This window comes from Actinomyces sp. 594 (assembly GCF_019325145.1).
In the GTDB taxonomy this organism is placed as follows: domain Bacteria; phylum Actinomycetota; class Actinomycetes; order Actinomycetales; family Actinomycetaceae; genus Actinomyces.
Window position 1 is genome coordinate 59,876 of sequence record NZ_PIZC01000048.1, and the last position, 17,551, is coordinate 77,426.

A 17,551-nucleotide genomic window follows, 5' to 3' on the forward strand; every position below is an offset into this window, starting at 1 on the left:
GCGGTCCACTCGCAGCGAGCGCGGGAGGGGCACGGGCCTCGTACACTCCCCACCGTGCGTCTGACTGCCCTCCTGCCCCCGCTGCTGACCGACCCCGCCATCGACGCCCTGGTGACGAGGGCCGCCGGCCGCTCGCGCACCGACCGCAGCGTCGTCGTCGCCCCCGGCGCCCGCCCCGCCGTCCTGGCTGCCATGGCCCTGGGGGAGGCCGGCATCGCCCGCGCGACCGGGAGCGGCCCGGACGCCTCGGGGCGCATAGCGAGCCCGGGAACCGAAGTACCCGCTGACGGCACGCCCCTGCTGGTGGTCACTGCCACCGGCCGGGAGGCAGAGGAGCTGGCCGCCGCCCTGCGCTGCTACCTGCCCGACCCCGACGTGGCCGTCTTCCCCGCCTGGGAGACCCTGCCCCATGAGCGGCTCTCCCCGCGCGCCGACACCGTCGCCACCCGGCTGGCCGTGCTGCGGCGCCTGGCCCACCCCGAGGACGGCGACCCGGTCGGCCCCGACGCGATGCCGGACCCGTGGCGCGGACCCATCCGCGTGCTCGTGGTACCCGTGCGCGCCCTGCTGGCCCCGGTGGTCGGCGGCCTGGGGGAGCTGGAGCCGATCCACCTCGCTCCGGGGATGCGCGTCGACCTGGAGCAGCTCGCCACCCGCCTGGCCGAGGCCGCCTACACCCGGGTGGACATGGTCACCGCTCGCGGCGAGTTCGCGGTGCGCGGCGGCATCCTCGACGTCTTCCCACCCACGCAGCCGCGACCGGTGCGCGTGGACTTCTTCGGTGACGAGATCGAGTCCGTGTCCTCCTTCGCCGTCACCGACCAGCGCACCATCGCCGACCTCGGCGCCGTCACCGCCACCGCCTGCCGGGAGGTGCTGCTCACTCAGCAGGTGCGCGAGCGCGCCCGCGCCCTGGCGGAGGTCATCCCCGCCGCCGCCGACATGCTGGAGAAACTGGCTGCCGGCATTCCGGTGGAGGGCATGGAGTCCCTGGCCCCCGTCCTGACCGAGCGCATGGTGCCGCTGCTGGACCTAGTGGGGGAGCGGCTCGTGGTCTTGGCCGAACCGGAGAAGGTGCGCAAGCGCGCCGAGGACCTGGCGGCCACCACCGAGGAGTTCCTCGCCGCCGCCTGGACCTCGGCCGCCTCCGGCGGCACCGCCCCCATCGACCTTTCCGCCGCCGCCTTCGCCCACCTCGCCGAGGCCCGTGCCCTGGCCCTGTCCACGAACCGCGGCTGGTGGTCCTTCACGTCCCTGAAGGCATCCCCGGACACCCTGGAGCTGCCGCTTCGCGACCCCGAGAGCTACCGGGGGCGCCTGGATGCCGCCGTGAAGGACATCGGCGAGTTGACCCGGGGCGGCTGGAGCGTCGTCGTCGCCACCGAGGGACCGGGCCCCGGCCGCCGCATGGCCCAGCTGCTGGCCGACGGCGGCGTGCCCGCGCGCATCGTCACCGGCCTGGATGACGCCGCCGACCTGTCCTACCAGGCCCCCGACGGCGTCGTGCGCGTCACCCAGGCCTCTGCCGGGCACGGCTTCGTCGCCGAGGGCCTGCGCCTGGCCCTGGTGGCCGAGTCCGACCTGACCGGGCGTGCCCCCGCCGCCGCCCGCTCCGCCAAGACCCTGCCCGCCCGCCGCACCCGCAAGAGCGTGGACCCCCTCTCCCTGCACCCCGGTGACCTGGTGGTGCACGCCCAGCACGGCGTCGGTCGGTTCGTGGAGCTGCTGCGCCGCGACGTCGGCTCCGGACGCGGTGCGGGCAAGGAGCGGGCCACCCGCGAGTACGTGGTCATCGAGTACGCCCCGTCCAAGCGCGGCCAGCCCGGCGACCGGCTGCTGGTGCCCACCGACGCCCTGGACCAGGTCACCAAGTACGTCGGCTCCGACAACCCCGCCCTGAACCGCATGGGTGGCGCCGACTGGGCCAAGACCAAGCAGCGGGCTCGCAAGGCGGTGCGCGAGATCGCCGGGGAGCTGGTACGCCTGTACGCCGCCCGCTCGGCCACCACCGGGCACGCCTTCAGCCCCGACACTCCCTGGCAGGCGGAACTGGAGGAGGCCTTCCCCTACACCGAGACCCCCGACCAGCTGGCCACCATTGACGACGTCAAGGCCGACATGGAGAAGACCCAGCCCATGGACCGGCTCATCTGCGGCGACGTCGGCTACGGCAAGACCGAGATCGCCGTGCGCGCGGCCTTCAAGGCCGTCCAGGACGGCAAGCAGGTGGCGGTGCTGGTGCCCACCACCCTGCTGGTGTCCCAGCACGCCGAGACCTTCACCGAGCGCTACGCCGGCTTCCCCATCAACGTCGCTCAACTCTCCCGCTTCCAGACCGCCGCCGAATCCGAGCGGGTGCTGGCCGGCCTGGCCGACGGGACCATCGACGTCGTCATCGGCACTCACCGCCTGATCACCGGGCAGGTGCGCTTCAAGGACCTGGGGCTGGTGATCATCGATGAGGAGCAGCGCTTCGGCGTGGAGCACAAGGAGACCCTCAAGGCGCTGCGCACCGACGTGGACGTGCTGTCCATGTCCGCCACCCCTATCCCGCGCACCCTGGAGATGGCGGTGACCGGCCTGCGGGAGATGTCCACCCTGTCCACCCCGCCGGAGGACCGCCACCCCATCCTCACCTATGTGGGCGCCTACGAGACCAAGCAGGTCAGTGCCGCCATCCGCCGGGAGCTGCTGCGCGATGGGCAGGTGTTCTTCGTGCACAACCGGGTGGAGGACATCGAGTCCGTCGCCGCCCGGCTGGCCGACTTGGTGCCGGAGGCGCGCGTGGCCACCGCCCACGGGCAGATGCACGAGTCCCGGCTGGAGCGGGTCATCGACGACTTCTGGCACAAGGAGATCGATGTGCTGGTGTGCACCACGATTGTGGAGACCGGCCTGGACGTGTCCAACGCCAACACCCTGATCGTGGACCGGGCCGACCGCATGGGCCTGTCCCAGCTGCACCAGCTGCGCGGCCGCGTGGGACGCGGCCGGGAACGCGCCTACGCCTACTTTCTGTACCCGGCGGACAAGCCGCTGACGGAGACGGCGCTGGAGCGGCTGCGCACCATCGCCACCAACACCGACCTGGGGGCCGGCATGCAGGTGGCCATGAAGGACCTGGAGATCCGCGGTGCCGGCAACCTGCTGGGCGGCGAGCAGTCCGGGCACATCGCCGGGGTCGGCTTCGACCTGTACGTGCGCATGGTCTCCGAGGCGGTCGCCGCCTACAAGAAGTCCCTCCAGGTGGGGGACGTGGGCAGCGCAGCGGCGGAGGCGGCCGAGGATGAGGACCTGGAGCTGCGGGTGGACCTGCCCGTGGACGCCACCATCCCCGAGGAGTACGTGCCCCACGAGCGGCTGCGCCTGGAGGCCTACACCAAGTTCGCGGCCGCCCGCAGCCAGGCGGACGTGGCCGACGTGCTGGACGAGCTCACCGACCGCTACGGGCCGGTGCCCGAGCCGGTGCGCCGTCTGGCGGCCCTGGCGCGGCTGCGGGCCCTGGCCGCCGAGCTGGGGGTGCGCGAGATCGTGGCGCAGGGCAAGTCGATCCGCTTCGCGCCGGTGAGTCTGCCCGAGTCGGCACGCATGAAGGTCACCCGCCTGTACCCCGGCACGGTGCTCAAGCCCGCCACCCGCACCATCGTGGTGCCGGCCCCCGGCACCGCCCGCATGGGCGGCGGCGCCATCGAGGGGGAGGAGCTGCTGCGCTGGGCGGAGGTGCTGCTGCACGCCGTCGTCGCCGGGGAGGCCGAGTACGAGACCGAGGCCACCAAGTACCGGCGTCGGCGCTGAGACCGGCACTTGTTACGTGTCGAGTTCAGTACCGGCTGCGGGGCGGCCGCGACGCCTCGGCGGCATAGGGGCGTATGGTGACGAACTGTCGTGTGCAGCGTCCGGGACCGGTGACGGTACTCACCACCGCTTCGGAGCCCGCCCGTTGCGCCGGGACTCCTCACCGACGTCGACCTAGCAAGGAGCAGACCGTGACCCGATACGCCGCCCGCCCCGCCCTGCCCACCCGCCTACTCGGAGCCGGCGCCGCTCTGCTGCTCGGCGTCGGCGCCCTCGCCGGCTGTTCCGCCCACCCGGGGCAGGTAGCGATCGTTAACTACACCGACGCCGACGGCGTCTCGCGCACGGTCGCGATCTCCGAGCAGGAGGTGCAGGACGCCGCCGAGGAACTCGGTGAGTACTCCGCCGTTGCAGGCGATCAGGGGTACAGCGCGGTCTATGTGGCTAACGCGCTTATCGATCTGCCGGTGATCGAGCAGCTCGGAGCCGAGTTCGGGGTCGCGGTGACGGATGCTGAGGCGCTGGAGGAGCTGCAGCAGGTAGCGGCCGACGTCGACTACTCGCCGGCCGCAGTCGGGGCCTTCCGCTACCAGAAACTCGCTTTGCTGATCAACACGCTGGAGGACCAGGAGGCTGTCGGCGCCCGGTATCAGGAGCTGTGGAACGGCATCAGCGTCGAGGCCGCGCCGCGCTATCAGGGTGATGGAGGCTGGCTGCTGCAGGATGACACCCAGCTGCAGCTGGGCTGAGGCTGATGCCGAGGCAGGGTGAGGCCCCGGCTGTCCGGGATGGTGGGGCGACGTCGAGGAGGACTGGGGGACACCGTGGTCACCCGGCCCTGTCTCGCCCGGCGTGAACAAGTTTCGAATTGACCGGGGCAATGCACTCGTGGTGAACGGCGCGGGCCGCTAGGCTGGCCTCGCATGTGCCTGTCCCCAGGCAACACAACTTCAGCAAGGAGCATCAAGTGGCCCTCATCGAGAACGTTCACGCGCGCGAGATCCTAGACTCCCGCGGCAACCCGACCCTCGAGGTCGAGATCCTCCTGGAGGACGGCTCTTCCGCCCGCGCCGCCGTCCCCTCCGGCGCCTCCACTGGCGCATTCGAGGCCGTCGAGCTCCGCGACGGCGACAAGGGCCGTTACCTCGGCAAGGGCGTCGAGAAGGCGGTCGCCAACGTCAACGACACCATCGCCCCGGAGATCATCGGCTACGACGCCGCCGACCAGCGCGGTCTCGACCGCCTCATGATCGAGCTGGACGGAACTCCCAACAAGGGCAAGCTCGGCGCAAACGCCATCCTCGGCGTGTCCCTCGCTGCTGCGGCCGCCTCCGCCGACTCCGCCGGCCTGGACCTGTACCAGTACATCGGTGGCCCCAACGCCCACACCCTGCCTGTCCCCATGATGAACATCATGAACGGTGGTTCTCACGCGGACTCCAACGTGGACATCCAGGAGTTCATGATCGCCCCGATCGGTGCCCCCACCTTCCGTGAGGCGCTGCGCATGGGCGCTGAGGTCTACCACTCGCTCAAGGCCGTTGTGAAGGGACGCGGGCTGTCCACCGGTCTGGGTGACGAGGGCGGTTTCGCTCCTAACCTCGACTCCAACCGTGAGGCCCTGGAGCTGATCGTTGAGGCGATCGAGAAGGCCGGCTACACGCCCGGCAAGGATGTGGCCCTGGCCATGGACGTTGCCTCCACGGAGTTCTTCGACGCCGAGACCAAGACCTACCAGTTCGAGGGCGAGGCCCGCGACAACGCCTACATGGTTGACTACTACGAGAAGCTCATCACCGATTTCCCGATCGTCTCCATTGAGGACCCGCTGTCCGAGGACGAGTGGGACGACTGGAAGGCGCTGACGGAGAAGATCGGCGACCGCGTCCAGCTGGTTGGTGACGACTTCTTTGTCACCAACCCGGAGCGTCTGGCCAAGGGTATCGAGCTCGGCGCGGCCAACGCCCTGCTGGTCAAGGTCAACCAGATCGGTTCTCTGACCGAGACGCTGGAGGCCGTGGAGATGGCGCACCGCGCCGGCTACAAGACGATGACCTCGCACCGCTCCGGCGAGACCGAGGACGTCACGATCGCCGACCTGGCGGTTGCCACCAACTCCGGCCAGATCAAGACCGGTGCTCCGGCCCGTGGCGAGCGCATCAACAAGTACAACCAGCTGCTGCGCATCGAGGAGGCCCTCGGCGAGGACGCTGTCTACGCCGGCGCCAGCGCCTTCCCGCGTTTCAAGGCCTGAGCCGAAGCGGTAGCGGAGGCTCGGGGCGGGCACGGCGCACAATGCCTGTCTGAGCCGAAGCGGTAGCGGAGGCTCGGGGCGGGCACGGCGCACAATGCCTGTCTGAGCCGAAGCGGTAGCGGAGGCTTGGGGCGGGCACGGCGCACAATGCCTGTCTGAGCCGAAGCTGACGGTTTCCGGTTTCGTCCCGGGGTATGCACGCGTTGATCGTGTGTGTACCCCGGGACTGCGCATTTCGTCGTATTCCTGGCGACGCCGTCGTGCAGCTACTAGCGCGTGTCCGGGAGTGCGTTTCTTTGGGGGTGTCACCGTAAATGTTGCGGTGTGGGTTGGCGTGTGGCGGGGTGCCAGCCGTAGGCATTGTTAGCTGGGCCGCGGTTGTGTACTTGGACCGTCTGAGAGCGCCGCAGAGTTGGGCCCGAGTGGAGGCGGGTGGCCGTGTTCGGGGCGATTCAGCGTTGCGGGGCGGTGGCAGCCTCCGTCGCGGTGCCCGGCAGCGGGGTCGTCTGCTACGCCACATCGCCGCCTGCTACGCCACTTCGGGGTTAACAACGCCTGTTAACGGTCTGCTGAAGGGCTGGGAGGTATACAGCAGGCCGTTAAGTAGCGTTGTTAACGTCCAACCGGCGCACCAGACACCACCATCTCGGGACGTAACGTCTACCGACCTGTGCACGTAACGTCTACCGACCTCGGCGGTGGGGGACGGTTCGTGACGCGTCGTATCCGACGCACCGGCTTCGCACCCTCGCAACGGGCCTGTCCGTGAGGCAGTATCGGTCGCATGACGCCGCGCCGACCCGTACCTGCACGCCCAGGTGCCCGCAGGACATCCCGCCCCGGACAGGCTCGCGATGCCCGCTCGGCCACCAGCCGGGACCAGGCGGATTCCGCCGCGGCCCGCGAAGCGGGACACGCCGTCGGGGCCGATTCCGAGCGGGCCCGCACGAGCGACTCCCAGCGGGCCGCCGCATACGCCGGCCCCCGCCTGGGCGGCGCCGACGGGCTGTCCACGCCGATGCGTCTGCTGATCCTGGCCGGTGTGGTGCTGTTGGCTTTCGTGGTCGTATTCCCGTCATTGCGCGGATACCTCACCCAGCGCGCTCAGTATGATGCCGTGTTGGAGCAGATCGATGAGGCGCGTGCTACCTCAACCGCTCTGGAGGAGGAGATGGCCCGTTGGGAGGATGATGACTATGTCAAGGCTCAGGCCCGCGAGCGTCTGTCCTACGTGATGCCGGGGGAGACTACCTACGTAGTCGTCGGCGCGGATAGCTTTGGTGATGACGCCGACGCCGCCACTTCCAAGAGCGCTGCCGAGGCGCGTCTGCCCTGGTATCAGGAGTTGCGAGAATCGGCCCGCGTGGCCGGGCAGGTTGAGGAGGAGGAGCCCGCGGACCCGGCCCGGCAGGGATGGTCTACTGCCACCCCGACCCCGCCTTCCGCTCCAACCCCGGATGCGACTGCCACGTCCTCTGACAATGCCACCCCGTCCGCAGAACCAGGAGACCAGCAGTGAGTGTCAGTGAAGCCGACCTGGAGACCCTGCGCGTGCAGCTGGGACGCATACCGCGCGGCGTCGTCGAGATCGCGGCTCGCTGTGCGTGTGGACGCCCCACGGTAGTGCGCACGGCTCCGCGCCTGCCGGACGGCTCGCCCTTCCCAACCACCTACTACCTCACGCATCCGACGGCGGTACGAGGCTGTTCCACCCTTGAGGCGGAGCACCTGATGGAGGACTACAACCGGCGCCTGGCTGCTGATCCGGAGCTGGCCGCCGCCTATGCCGCAGCTCATGCCGACTACCTGGCCCGCCGGGCCGAACTGGGCAGTCCTGCGGAGATCGACGGTATTTCGGCCGGAGGCATGCCCACGCGGGTCAAGTGCTTGCACGCGCTGGTCGGGCATGCGCTTGCCGTTGGCCGCGGCATCAACCCGATCGGCGACCTCACCCTGGATGTGCTGCGCGAGCGCGGCCTGTGGGATCCCGCCCAGTGCTCGTGCTGAACGCCTTCGGCAGTCACCATAGAGTCGCCGGTGTAGCCGCCATCCAGAGGGGAACCAACCATGACCCGCGTAGCCGCCGTTGACTGTGGCACCAACACCATTCGCCTGCTCGTAGCTGACATCGTTCGGGACGGGCCCGACGGCGCCGTCCGGCTCCGGCCCCTGCACCGGTCCAGCTCCATCGTCCGGCTGGGGCAGGGGGTGGACCGCACCGGGCGCTTCGATGCCGAGGCCCTGGAGCGCACACTCGCGGTGGTGCGCGAGTACGCCGACACCTGCACCGCGCTGCAGGTACCCCTGGACGCCGCCCACGCCCGTTTCGTCGCCACCTCCGCCACCCGCGACGCCGAGAACCGGGACGAGTTCGTGGCAGGCGTGCATGACGCCCTCGGCATCCTCCCCGAGGTCGTCACCGGTCAGGAGGAGGCCCGCCTGTCCTTTGCCGGCTCCCTGCTGGGAACGGGGGGAGGAGCGGTGGCCGGGGACGAGGACGGGGAAGCGGCTGGGGGCGGCGCCCTGAGCAGCCCCAGGCTCGTCGTCGACCTGGGCGGCGGGTCCACCGAGCTGGTGCTGGGGGTTGCCGCCCCACAGTCCGCCTATTCGATGAACACCGGGTCGGTTCGCATAACCGAGCGGCACCTGGCCGACGGCGTCACTCCCGCCGCGGAGGCGGCGGCCCGTGCGGAGGTACGGGCGCTGCTGGACCGGGCCGCCGACGCCGTCGACCTGGGCGCCGCAGCCCGGCTGGTGGGCCTCGCCGGCACCATCACCACCGTCACCGCGCACGCCCTTGGCCTGGAGTCCTTCGACCGCGAGGCCATTGACGGCGCCGAGTTGAGTGTTGAGCGGGTACTGGCCGCATGTGACGCAATCGTCCACTCCACCGCTGCGCAGCGGGAGTCCTGGGGGTACCTGCTGCCGGGGCGCCGTGACGTCATCGCCGCCGGGGCGCTGGTATGGAGCGAGGTGGTCGCGCGGGTGGTGGCTGACACCACGGCCGCCGGGCATCCGCTGACCATGACCGTCACCAGCCTGTCGGACATCCTGGACGGCATCGCCGTCTCGCTCGCACCCGCCGGTGATGCGGCATGAACATGGGCGGCGGGCGCGGGAGCGAAGCCGCGGCGGCGGGAGGTCCGGTGGATCTGCGCCGGTATGCGCAGAATCTGAGCTCCCGCCTGGAGGCGCGCGGTGTAGCGGTGCCGGGGTCGGCGGCCTGCGCCCGACCGGTCACCTGGCGGGGCGCGGTTCTGGGTGGTGCCCGCCCCGCGGTAGCCGTCGCCACCACGGGGAGCGACCCAGAGGCCTGCGCCGCGCAGGCCCGGGCGGCCCACCAGGCGGGAGCGGACCTGGTCGAGTTGCGCGCCGACCTGCTGGCGGCGCCTGTGTCCGATACGGCGGGGAATGAGCCGGAGCTGCCAGAGGCATTGGCGGCCCTGTGGCTGCGCGGCGCCGCAGCAGTCGCGCAGGCGCTGCGCGGCTTAGACATGCCGGTTCTGCTGACCGTGCGCACCGCCTCCGAGGGCGGCGGGCTGGACGCCAACGACGCCGTTTACCGGGACGCGCTCGCCCGCGTCATCGAGCGGCTGGGGCGGGAGCGCCCTGCCGCGGCCAACTGTCGGGACGCCGTTGGAGCCGATGATGCATCCGGCGCTTGCGCCGCGGCCGTGGTCGCGGCGGTGGACGTCGAATTGGCCCGCGGCGACCTGCCGCGGATCGTGCAGCTGGCGCGTGGCGCCGGACTGGACGTGGTCGCCTCCAGCCACGATTTCACTGCCACCCCTGACGAGGCAGAGCTGCTACGGCGTCTGCACGCCATGCAGAGTGCGGGTGCCGCCGTCGCCAAGATCGCTGTCACTCCGCGGGGGAGGTCCGATGTGGAGCGAGCGCTGGGCGTGGCGGCGCGTGCTCGGGAGGAGCTGGAGATCCCGGTGGTGGTCATTGCTATGGGGGCCAGTGGCGCTGTGACGCGGTTGGCCGGCGGAGTATTCGGATCGGCGCTGACCTTCGCAACCGCCGGGTCGGCGGCGTCCGCACCGGGCCAGCTGCCTGTGGCTCAGGTGCGTTCGGCCCTGGCCGCGCTCCACCCCTGACGCCGCCAAGCCCCGTCCATTCACCGAGGTCGGTAGACGTTACGTGCCGAGTTCGGTAGATCTGACGGGCATGGGCGGTTGGCGATCGGCAGTGGGGCGGGTCACCGTCGGCGACGTCGTCGGACGGTGCTGTCATCGCGTAGAGTGGCGGCATTGCCCCGGCGAGGGATGCGGCCAACGCATCCGTGATCGACGTGGTGGTGCCGGAAGGTGCTGCACGTCGTCGTGCCCGCCGGACCACCGAACTGCGGGGCGCGCTCCCCGCCGATACCGAGGAGAATGCATGTCCGCCAACGCCATCTCGCTTGACGCCACCGACCGCACCGAGTTCGGCAAGGGCTCCTCCCGCCGGGCCCGCCGCGCCGGCCAGGTCCCCGCCGTCGTCTACGGCCACGGCACCGACCCCCGCCACCTGCTGCTGGAGGAGCACGCCACCCGCCTGGCCCTGCGCGGCAACGAGAACGCTCTGGTTGAGCTGAACGTCGAAGGGGAGACCCTGCTGGCCATCGCCAAGGACGTGCAGCGCCACCCCATTCGTCCGGGCGTGCAGCACGTCGACTTCCTCCTGGTCAACCGCAACGAGAAGGTTGAGGTGGAGGTGCCCGTCGTCGTCACCGGTGAGTCCGCCCCCGGCACCATCCACATGATCGAGCTCGCCCACGTGCTCGTGTCCGCTCCGGCCATCGCCATCCCGGAGACCATCGACGTCGACATCACGGGCATTGAGGCCGGCACCGCTGTGCACGTGGCCGACCTGGCCCTGCCCGAGGGCGTTGAAGCGATCACTGACGCCGACGCCGACGTCGTCAATGTTGCCGCCGAGGCCACTGCCGCATCCGCCGAGCCCGCCACCGATGAGGCCGCTGGTGAGGCCTCCGACGGCGCCGAGTGACACCGTCGCACGCGGAGTATCCATGAACGCCCCTTGGCTCGTGATCGGGCTGGGGAACACCGGGGCCCGGTACGCCCGTAACCGCCACAACGTCGGCCACATGGTGCTTGACGTTCTGGCTGGGCGTGCCGGGTCCCGCCTATCCAGCCACAAGACTCGCACGCAGGTTGCCGAGGTGCGTCTGGGCTTCCTGCCCGGCGGCGCTCCGGGGCCGCGCGTAATCCTGGCGCGGACCACCGGTTACATGAACGAGTCCGGGGGGCCGGTCAAGGCGCTCGCGCGCTTCTACGACGTCGATCCCGCCACCCGGCTGCTGGTCATCCACGACGACCTCGACCTGCCCGCACACGCGCTGCGCCTCAAGCGCGGGGGCGGGGAGGGCGGACACAACGGCCTGCGCTCCATCTCGACGGCGCTCGGTACGCGTGACTACGCGCGCCTGCGCATAGGGGTGGGGCGCCCCCCGGGCCGACAGGACCCGGCCGACTTCGTGCTAAGTGACTTCCCCACGCGGGAGCAGGCGGAGCTGGCCGTCACCTTGGAGCAGGCGGCCGACGCCGTCGAGCAAGTGGTTACGGACGGCTTCACTGCCGCGCAGCAGCGGCTGCACTCCGCCTGAGCCGACCGGCGCCGCACCGCGCCATATCGACCGATCTCGGCGGTGGGTTGGGCGCATCAGCGCATGAGGCCGGTCTCGTAGGCGACGACGACGGCCTGCACGCGGTCGCGCACGTTCAGTTTGGTCAGCACATTGCCTACGTGCGTCTTCACGGTGGTGGCGGATACGACCAGGTGGTCGGCGATTTCCGAGTTGCTCAGGCCCTGTGCCATCAGGGTCAGGATCTCGCGCTCGCGCGGGGTGAGCGAGGCGATGCGCTCATCCTCCTGCGACTGGGAACCGCCGCTGTCAGGGAAGTGCGAGGAGAACATTTCCAGCATGCGGCGGGTGATGCGCGGGCTGACTACCGCCTCGCCGTCGGCAACAGTGCGGATCGCCTCCGCCAGCTCGCCCGGGCGGGTGTCCTTGAGCAGGAATCCACTCGCCCCGGCGCGCAGGCCGGCGAAGGCGTACTCGTCCAGGTCGAAGGTGGTCAGGATGAGGATCTTCGTGTCCGGGCACTGCCGGGTGATCGCGGCCGTGGCGTCGATCCCGTTCATTCCCGGCATCCGCACATCCATGAGGATCACGTCGGGCTTCAGGGCGCGCGCCTGCGTTACGGCGGTGGCTCCGTCGGAGGCCTCCCCGACGATCTCAATGTCCTCGGCCGGATCCAGCACCATGCGGAAGCCCATACGCATCAGCGCCTGGTCATCGGCCAGCACCACCGTGATCGGCCGGGTGCGGCCGGGAGTGCTGGTGGCCTCAAGCGGATCCGGGGCGTCGGCCCCGGTCGGATCGGATGCGTCACTCACTGCGGCATCTGCCACGGCGCTGTCCCTTCGTCGTAGTCGTCCCAGTCCTCGTCCCAGTGCAGTATGGCGCGCACGCGCCACCCGGTCGCGGTCGGCCCGGCCTGCACAGTGCCACCATAGACGGCTGCACGTTCCCGCATGCCGATCAGGCCCTTGCCGGACCCGTGCAGCGGCTTCGATCCGGGGGCGGCGTCGTTGTCTATGGTCAGGACGGCCGTGCCCGCGTACCTGTCAACGGTGATGGCGACCTGGCGCGTAGTGGGGGCGTAGCGCAGCACATTGGTCAGCGCTTCCTGGGCGATGCGGAACAGGGTCAGCTGCAGGCCCTTGTCCGCGGGAAGCTGCCGCCCGGTCCACCGATAGGTCACGGGCACCCCGGCGGCACGGAAGCGCTCCACCAGCACCTCCAGGTCGGCCTGCTCGGGTGCGGGAGCGAGTGGCGTGTTCCCGCCGGACACATCCGCGTCAGCCGCGGTCGCCTGCCGGCGTAGGTCTGCGATCTCCTGGCTGGGTTCTACCGGGGCGACGGTTCCGGGCGGGGCGAATTCTGGAACCGGGAGGTCACGGATGGTTGCGCTCGCGGCGGCGGCGGTGACGGCGCCGTGCGGGTGTTGTGCCGTGGCGTCGGCGTCAACAGGCGCGGGCAGGCTCGCGCCGTTACCCGGGGACGACGTCGTATCCGGCGAGGTGGGGGAGAGGGCCGGGTCCTCGCGTAGAACGCCCACGAGCCGGCGCGTGTCAGCCAGGGCGGTGCGGCCGGTCTCGGCCAGGGTGGTGAGTGCTTCCTTGGCCATGGCGGGGTTGCGGTCGACGGCGGCGGCAGCGCCGTCGGCGAGGGTGATCATCACGGCCAGGGAGTGGGCGACTACGTCGTGCATCTCGCGGGCGATCCTGCTGCGCTCGTTGGCGGCGGCGAGCGCAGCCTCCTGCTCGCGGGCCAGCATCAGGCGCGCCGAGCGCGTCTCTGCCTCCCGCAACTGGGCCGCCTGGGCGCGGATCACGGTGCCCACGAGCACGCCGATGATATTGGTCAGCCCGTAGGGCATGATCAGCGCCCCGAGCGTGTCGATCGCGTATCCGCCGAGCAGCGCCTGGCCGATCACGGTGACGAAGGTGGAGACCACGCAGGCGGTCCACACCCAGGCCGAGCGGTAGCGCATGGCGAGCGTGGCCAGGGTGAACGGCACGCCCAGCAGGGTGAAGGCCCGCAGGGCGTCGGCTACGTAGCCGATCTCGACGATTCCCATATCGGCGAGGCCGAGCGCTATCACAGCTTCGTGCAGGATCGGCAGGAAGGTCAGCACCGCCCAGGTGGACACCAGGTGGCGCCGACGGAAGACCAGGGAGAGGGTGCAGATCAGGCATGCCGCCAGGGTGAGTGGCAGCCAGGAGCTCGCGGAGGGGATGCCGGCCTGGCGCAAAGGCCACAGGCCCATGAAGACGTTCAGTACCAGCACCACCGTGGCCATGGCGGCGTCGGCCAGGTAGGGATGAGCGGTCTGCCAGCGCAGCAGGTGAGCTGCGGTAGACGGCGTACTCATCACATAGGCTCCCCTCTGCTCGACGGGCTAATTGTGCCCCGTGCCGGTGATGTATCGGTAAAGCGGTGCGTAGGCGGACTAGCTGCCGAGAGGTGGTGGCGCCGCCCGGGAAAACTGGGCTTCACCACCACCCCTCGGGGCGCGCTCAGGCGTCGCGACGGGTGAAGACCACCCAGCCGAGTGCGAGCGGAACGAGCGCCCAGGCGCCGAACACCAGCGCCGCCTGCCACTGCTGGAGGAAGTAGATGGAGCCTGCCGTGCCCCAGCTCACGATGTGGTGGAAGGGATCGTAGACCGCCATGGCGGTCTGCAACGGCTCGAGGCCCTGCAAGGAGACGGCCCAGTCCCACTTGATGCTCATCGCCGAGAGCGGGATGTCGACGACGAACAGTAGCGTGATCGCCAGGGTGATCGCGCCGGCGGTTGAGCGCAGCAGGAAGCCCAGCCCCAGGGACATAAGCGCAATCCCGGCGAAGGACAGCCCGGTGCCCCACACGAATCCGAGGTACTCCGGGTCGGTCAGTGAGCCTCCGTGCCCGTCCATGAAGGGCGTGGACACCGCCCAGGTCAGCAGCGTGGACACTGCACCGATGGCGAAGCTCAGCGCGCCCACCACGATGGCCTTGGCCAGCAGCAGCCGCCAGCGGTGGGGTACGGCTGCGAGCGAGGAGCGGATCTGCCCGGAGGAGTACTCGCCGGTGATGATGAGCGCCCCCAGCACGGCTACAACGATCTGGCCGAACTGGTTGCCGGCGATCACCGCGTCGGCGGCGGAGTCCGCAGCCTCCGGGATGGAGGCGTAGGCAATGGAGATGGCTGTGCTGAACAGCACCGTGATGGCGACTGCGATCAGCGAGGTGATCCAGGTTGAGCGCAGGGAGGCGACCTTGATCCACTCGGCGTGTACCGCGCGCGCGAAGGTCTGTCCGTCGGCGAGCTCGGCGGGACGGGTGGATGCGGAGCGCTGGGGCGGGCCTGCCTCGGTGCGAGCGTCCTGCGTGCTGGGCCGCTTCCGGCCGCCTGATGCGACGGCGGAGTCCGCGACGGCGCGTGAGTCGGCGGGGCCTGTGGATGCGGCGGATCCAGTTGTGTCGGTGGTGTCGGATAGGGCGGTGGTGGTCATGAGGCTGCTTTCGTGTATCAGAAGGCTTGCGGGATGCTCGGAAGGGACTGCCGTGCCCGCGTACGGGCGGCGGAGTCGTCTTCAGGCGCGGGCGCTGGCCGGGGCGGGCGCCTGCTCTGATCCGGTGGTGTATTCGACGTCGTTGCCGGTCAGCTCCAGGTAGGCGTCCTCCAGGGAGGCGCGCTGGGTGGCCAGCTCGTGCAGCACGATGCCGTGGGCCGCGGCTATCTCGCCGATGCGGGTCGCGGGGGCCATCGTGGTGGTCAGCACTCCCGGCTCGGGGGTGGAGGTATCGATGCCGACGGTGTTCAGCGCGGCCGCCAGGTCGGTGGCCTGCGGTGAGGCCACCCGGACGACGTCACTGGTTGCGGAGGCGATTACCTCGCCGACGGGCCCGGAGCTGAGGATGCGGCCCCGGCCGATGACCAGCAGGTGATCGGCGGTCTGGGCCATCTCGCTCATCAGGTGGGAGGAGATGAATACGGTGCGGCCCTGCCCAGCGAGGTGGCGGCAGGTGTCACGCACCCATTTCACGCCCTCGGGGTCCAGGCCGTTGACAGGCTCGTCAAAGATCAGCACCTGCGGGTCGCCCAGGAGGGCCGCGGCAATGCCTAGGCGCTGGCCCATACCCAGGCTGAAGCCCTTGACCCGTTTCTTGGCCACCGGGGTCAGCCCGGTCAGTTCCAGCACCTCGTCCACGCGGCGGGTGGGGATGCCGTTGGAGACGGCGAGCTGAGTCAGGTGGGCGCGGGCAGAGCGGGAACCATGCATGCCCTTGGCATCCAGGAGCGCGCCGACCTGGCGCAGCGGGGCGGACAGCTCCTGGTAGGCGTGGCCGTTCACCTTCACCGACCCCTCGGTGGGCTTGTCCAGCCCCAGGATCAGGCGCATGGTGGTGGACTTGCCCGCCCCGTTGGGGCCCAGGAAGCCGGTTACGGTGCCTGGCTCAACGGTGAAGGAAATGTGGTCGACGGCGGTCTTGGAGCCGTAGCGCTTGGTGAGATCGACAGCTTCGATCAACAGGATCAACTCTTTCCGGGATTCTCGGTTGCGCGGCGGCTGTACCGGTGGGATACCGGTCGGCGCCCGAACAGCTCCAGGCTAGAAATGTCGCGCACGCCGTTTATCGGCCCGGTTGGGGAATCTGGGAGTCGCGACAGTGGGCTTGGCGGAGGAGCCGCGGTCCTCCTGGAGGATGAGTCGGCCTGAGCGCACGCCGGGTGACGTGCATCCCCGGCTCTGCAGCAGCGCCGCCGTCGGACCCGTGCGGGCGGCAGCGGTGCCGGGGATGCGGCCGCAGAACACACAGGACATCTTCAGGAAGATCGGGGACAATACTGGCGATGAGTAACCCGTACTTCTCTCACAGCCCCGTTTTCAACGGGAGTGCCGCTACGGCGTCGGCCCCGCAGCGCACCCCCAACGGCTACCCAACCATGCCGGGATATCAGCCCGGTCAGGCTGGCACGCAGGCCACCCAGGCCTACGGCCAGGCACCCGCCTACGGCTACCAGGCCGGCGGCCAGTACGGCCAGGCGCCCGCTTACGGCGGCGTTTCCCCGCAGCAGGTCTCTGACCTGGAGGCCCAGTACGGTGCGCCGTCGGCCACCAACGTGGACCGCGGCCGCATGACCTATGACGACGTCATCGTCCGTACCTTCGGCATCTTCGCGGTGATTCTCGCCGCCGGTGCCGTCAGCTGGATGCTGGCGGTCAACGAGGCCACCATGGGACTGGGCATGCTGGCGCTGATCGTTGGGGCGATCGGAGCCCTGGTCCTGGGCCTGGTCAACTCCTTCAAGCGCGAGCCCAGCCCCGCGCTGATCCTGACTTACGCCGTATTCGAGGGCACCATGCTGGGGGCCTTCTCAGGCGTAATGGAGATGATCTACCCGGGCATTGTGATGCAGGCGGTGCTCGCCTCGGCGACGACCTTCGGCGTAGTCCTGCTGGCATACAAGTTCGCGGGCTTCCGCCTGAGCTCGCGGGCGCAGCGTATTCTGCTGACCGCCATGGGCGGTTACCTGATCTTCAGCGTGGTGAACCTGGTGCTCAGTCTCACCGGCGTGGTGTCCGATCCGTGGGGTCTGCGCGGCGTCACGATCATGGGCCTGCCACTGGGGCTGATCATCGGACTGGTCGCGGTGGTCATGGCGGCCTTCAGCCTGACCATGGACTTTGAATTCGTTCAGCGCGGTGTCGAGCAGGGCCTGCCGACGCGGTACGCCTGGGCCGGAGCCTTCGGCCTGGTTGTCACCCTGGTGTGGCTGTACGTTGAGTTCGTGCGCATCCTCGCCATTTTGCGCGACAACTGACGGTGCGCTCGCGAATCTGACACTGGACGCCAACAGCGGCGTCGGCGGTGCCCGCGGTCCGGTTTCCGGTTCCGCGGGCACCGCCGCGTCTTGTACGCGGCGGTGCCCGCTCCCGGCG

14 protein-coding genes are annotated in these 17,551 nt (G+C 70.0%); 10 read left to right on the forward strand and 4 right to left on the reverse strand.

What is annotated here, in order from left to right; all coding sequences use genetic code 11:
• The first annotated feature begins 54 nt into the window (after positions 1 to 54).
• From mfd to pth, 9 genes are all read left to right on the forward strand, one after another.
• Positions 55 to 3,795: a transcription-repair coupling factor gene (gene mfd / locus GZ998_RS08070; RefSeq protein ID WP_219109546.1), complete on the forward strand. Its 3,741-nt coding sequence runs from the start codon at positions 55 to 57 to the stop codon at positions 3,793 to 3,795.
• 191 nt (positions 3,796 to 3,986) lie between these two features.
• Entirely contained in the window at positions 3,987 to 4,544 is a 558-nt protein-coding gene (locus GZ998_RS08075) for a hypothetical protein (protein WP_219109547.1), read from the forward strand.
• Positions 4,545 to 4,762: 218 nt separating this feature from the next.
• Complete coding sequence (eno, locus tag GZ998_RS08080) at positions 4,763 to 6,049, forward strand: phosphopyruvate hydratase (protein ID WP_219109548.1); 1,287 nt, start codon at positions 4,763 to 4,765, stop codon at positions 6,047 to 6,049.
• Positions 6,050 to 6,833: 784 nt separating this feature from the next.
• Positions 6,834 to 7,568, forward strand: coding sequence for a septum formation initiator family protein (locus GZ998_RS08085; RefSeq protein WP_238994199.1), 735 nt, complete (start codon positions 6,834 to 6,836; stop codon positions 7,566 to 7,568).
• Complete coding sequence (locus tag GZ998_RS08090; RefSeq protein ID WP_161923596.1) at positions 7,565 to 8,056, forward strand: DUF501 domain-containing protein; 492 nt, start codon at positions 7,565 to 7,567, stop codon at positions 8,054 to 8,056. The genes GZ998_RS08085 and GZ998_RS08090 overlap by 4 nt, the downstream gene beginning before the upstream one ends.
• Before the next feature lie 60 nt (positions 8,057 to 8,116).
• Positions 8,117 to 9,148 carry an exopolyphosphatase gene (locus GZ998_RS08095; protein WP_219109549.1) on the forward strand — a complete coding sequence of 344 codons (1,032 nt, stop codon included), beginning with the start codon at positions 8,117 to 8,119 and terminating at the stop codon, positions 9,146 to 9,148.
• Between the two features lie 47 nt (positions 9,149 to 9,195).
• Complete coding sequence (locus tag GZ998_RS08100; protein ID WP_219109550.1) at positions 9,196 to 10,149, forward strand: type I 3-dehydroquinate dehydratase; 954 nt, start codon at positions 9,196 to 9,198, stop codon at positions 10,147 to 10,149.
• 283 nt (positions 10,150 to 10,432) lie between these two features.
• The gene (locus tag GZ998_RS08105; protein ID WP_219109551.1) at positions 10,433 to 11,041 is read left to right on the forward strand and encodes a 50S ribosomal protein L25/general stress protein Ctc; all 609 of its coding nucleotides are present in this window, start codon (positions 10,433 to 10,435) and stop codon (positions 11,039 to 11,041) included.
• 22 nt (positions 11,042 to 11,063) lie between these two features.
• Positions 11,064 to 11,660 carry an aminoacyl-tRNA hydrolase gene (pth, locus tag GZ998_RS08110; RefSeq protein ID WP_162678729.1) on the forward strand — a complete coding sequence of 199 codons (597 nt, stop codon included), beginning with the start codon at positions 11,064 to 11,066 and terminating at the stop codon, positions 11,658 to 11,660.
• A gap of 56 nt (positions 11,661 to 11,716) precedes the next feature.
• Here the strand turns inward: pth and GZ998_RS08115 are convergent, their stop codons facing one another.
• From GZ998_RS08115 to GZ998_RS08130, 4 genes are all read right to left on the reverse strand, one after another.
• Positions 11,717 to 12,454 carry a response regulator gene (locus GZ998_RS08115; RefSeq protein ID WP_374939186.1) on the reverse strand — a complete coding sequence of 246 codons (738 nt, stop codon included), beginning with the start codon at positions 12,452 to 12,454 and terminating at the stop codon, positions 11,717 to 11,719.
• On the reverse strand, positions 12,451 to 13,995 hold the full coding sequence (locus GZ998_RS08120; RefSeq protein WP_219109553.1) for a sensor histidine kinase: 1,545 nt from the start codon (positions 13,993 to 13,995) through the stop codon (positions 12,451 to 12,453). Before GZ998_RS08120 ends, GZ998_RS08115 begins: the two co-directional genes overlap by 4 nt.
• A gap of 145 nt (positions 13,996 to 14,140) precedes the next feature.
• Entirely contained in the window at positions 14,141 to 15,118 is a 978-nt protein-coding gene (locus tag GZ998_RS08125) for an ABC transporter permease subunit (RefSeq protein ID WP_219109554.1), read from the reverse strand.
• Positions 15,119 to 15,199: 81 nt separating this feature from the next.
• Positions 15,200 to 16,138, reverse strand: coding sequence for an ABC transporter ATP-binding protein (locus GZ998_RS08130; protein WP_219109555.1), 939 nt, complete (start codon positions 16,136 to 16,138; stop codon positions 15,200 to 15,202).
• Between the two features lie 323 nt (positions 16,139 to 16,461).
• Between GZ998_RS08130 and GZ998_RS08135 the strand changes: the two genes are divergently transcribed.
• On the forward strand, positions 16,462 to 17,433 hold the full coding sequence (locus GZ998_RS08135; RefSeq protein ID WP_219109556.1) for a Bax inhibitor-1/YccA family protein: 972 nt from the start codon (positions 16,462 to 16,464) through the stop codon (positions 17,431 to 17,433).
• Positions 17,434 to 17,551 lie beyond the last annotated feature (118 nt).

Coding starts and splice junctions, on each gene's coding strand:
- GZ998_RS08105 (WP_219109551.1), top strand. CDS start 10,433: ATGTCCGCCAACGCCATCTCGCTTGACGCCACCGACCGCACCGAGTTC.
- GZ998_RS08095 (WP_219109549.1), top strand. CDS start 8,117: ATGACCCGCGTAGCCGCCGTTGACTGTGGCACCAACACCATTCGCCTG.
- GZ998_RS08135 (WP_219109556.1), top strand. CDS start 16,462: ATGAGTAACCCGTACTTCTCTCACAGCCCCGTTTTCAACGGGAGTGCC.
- GZ998_RS08085 (WP_238994199.1), top strand. CDS start 6,834: ATGACGCCGCGCCGACCCGTACCTGCACGCCCAGGTGCCCGCAGGACA.
- GZ998_RS08125 (WP_219109554.1), bottom strand. CDS start 15,118: ATGACCACCACCGCCCTATCCGACACCACCGACACAACTGGATCCGCC.
- pth (WP_162678729.1), top strand. CDS start 11,064: ATGAACGCCCCTTGGCTCGTGATCGGGCTGGGGAACACCGGGGCCCGG.
- GZ998_RS08120 (WP_219109553.1), bottom strand. CDS start 13,995: ATGAGTACGCCGTCTACCGCAGCTCACCTGCTGCGCTGGCAGACCGCT.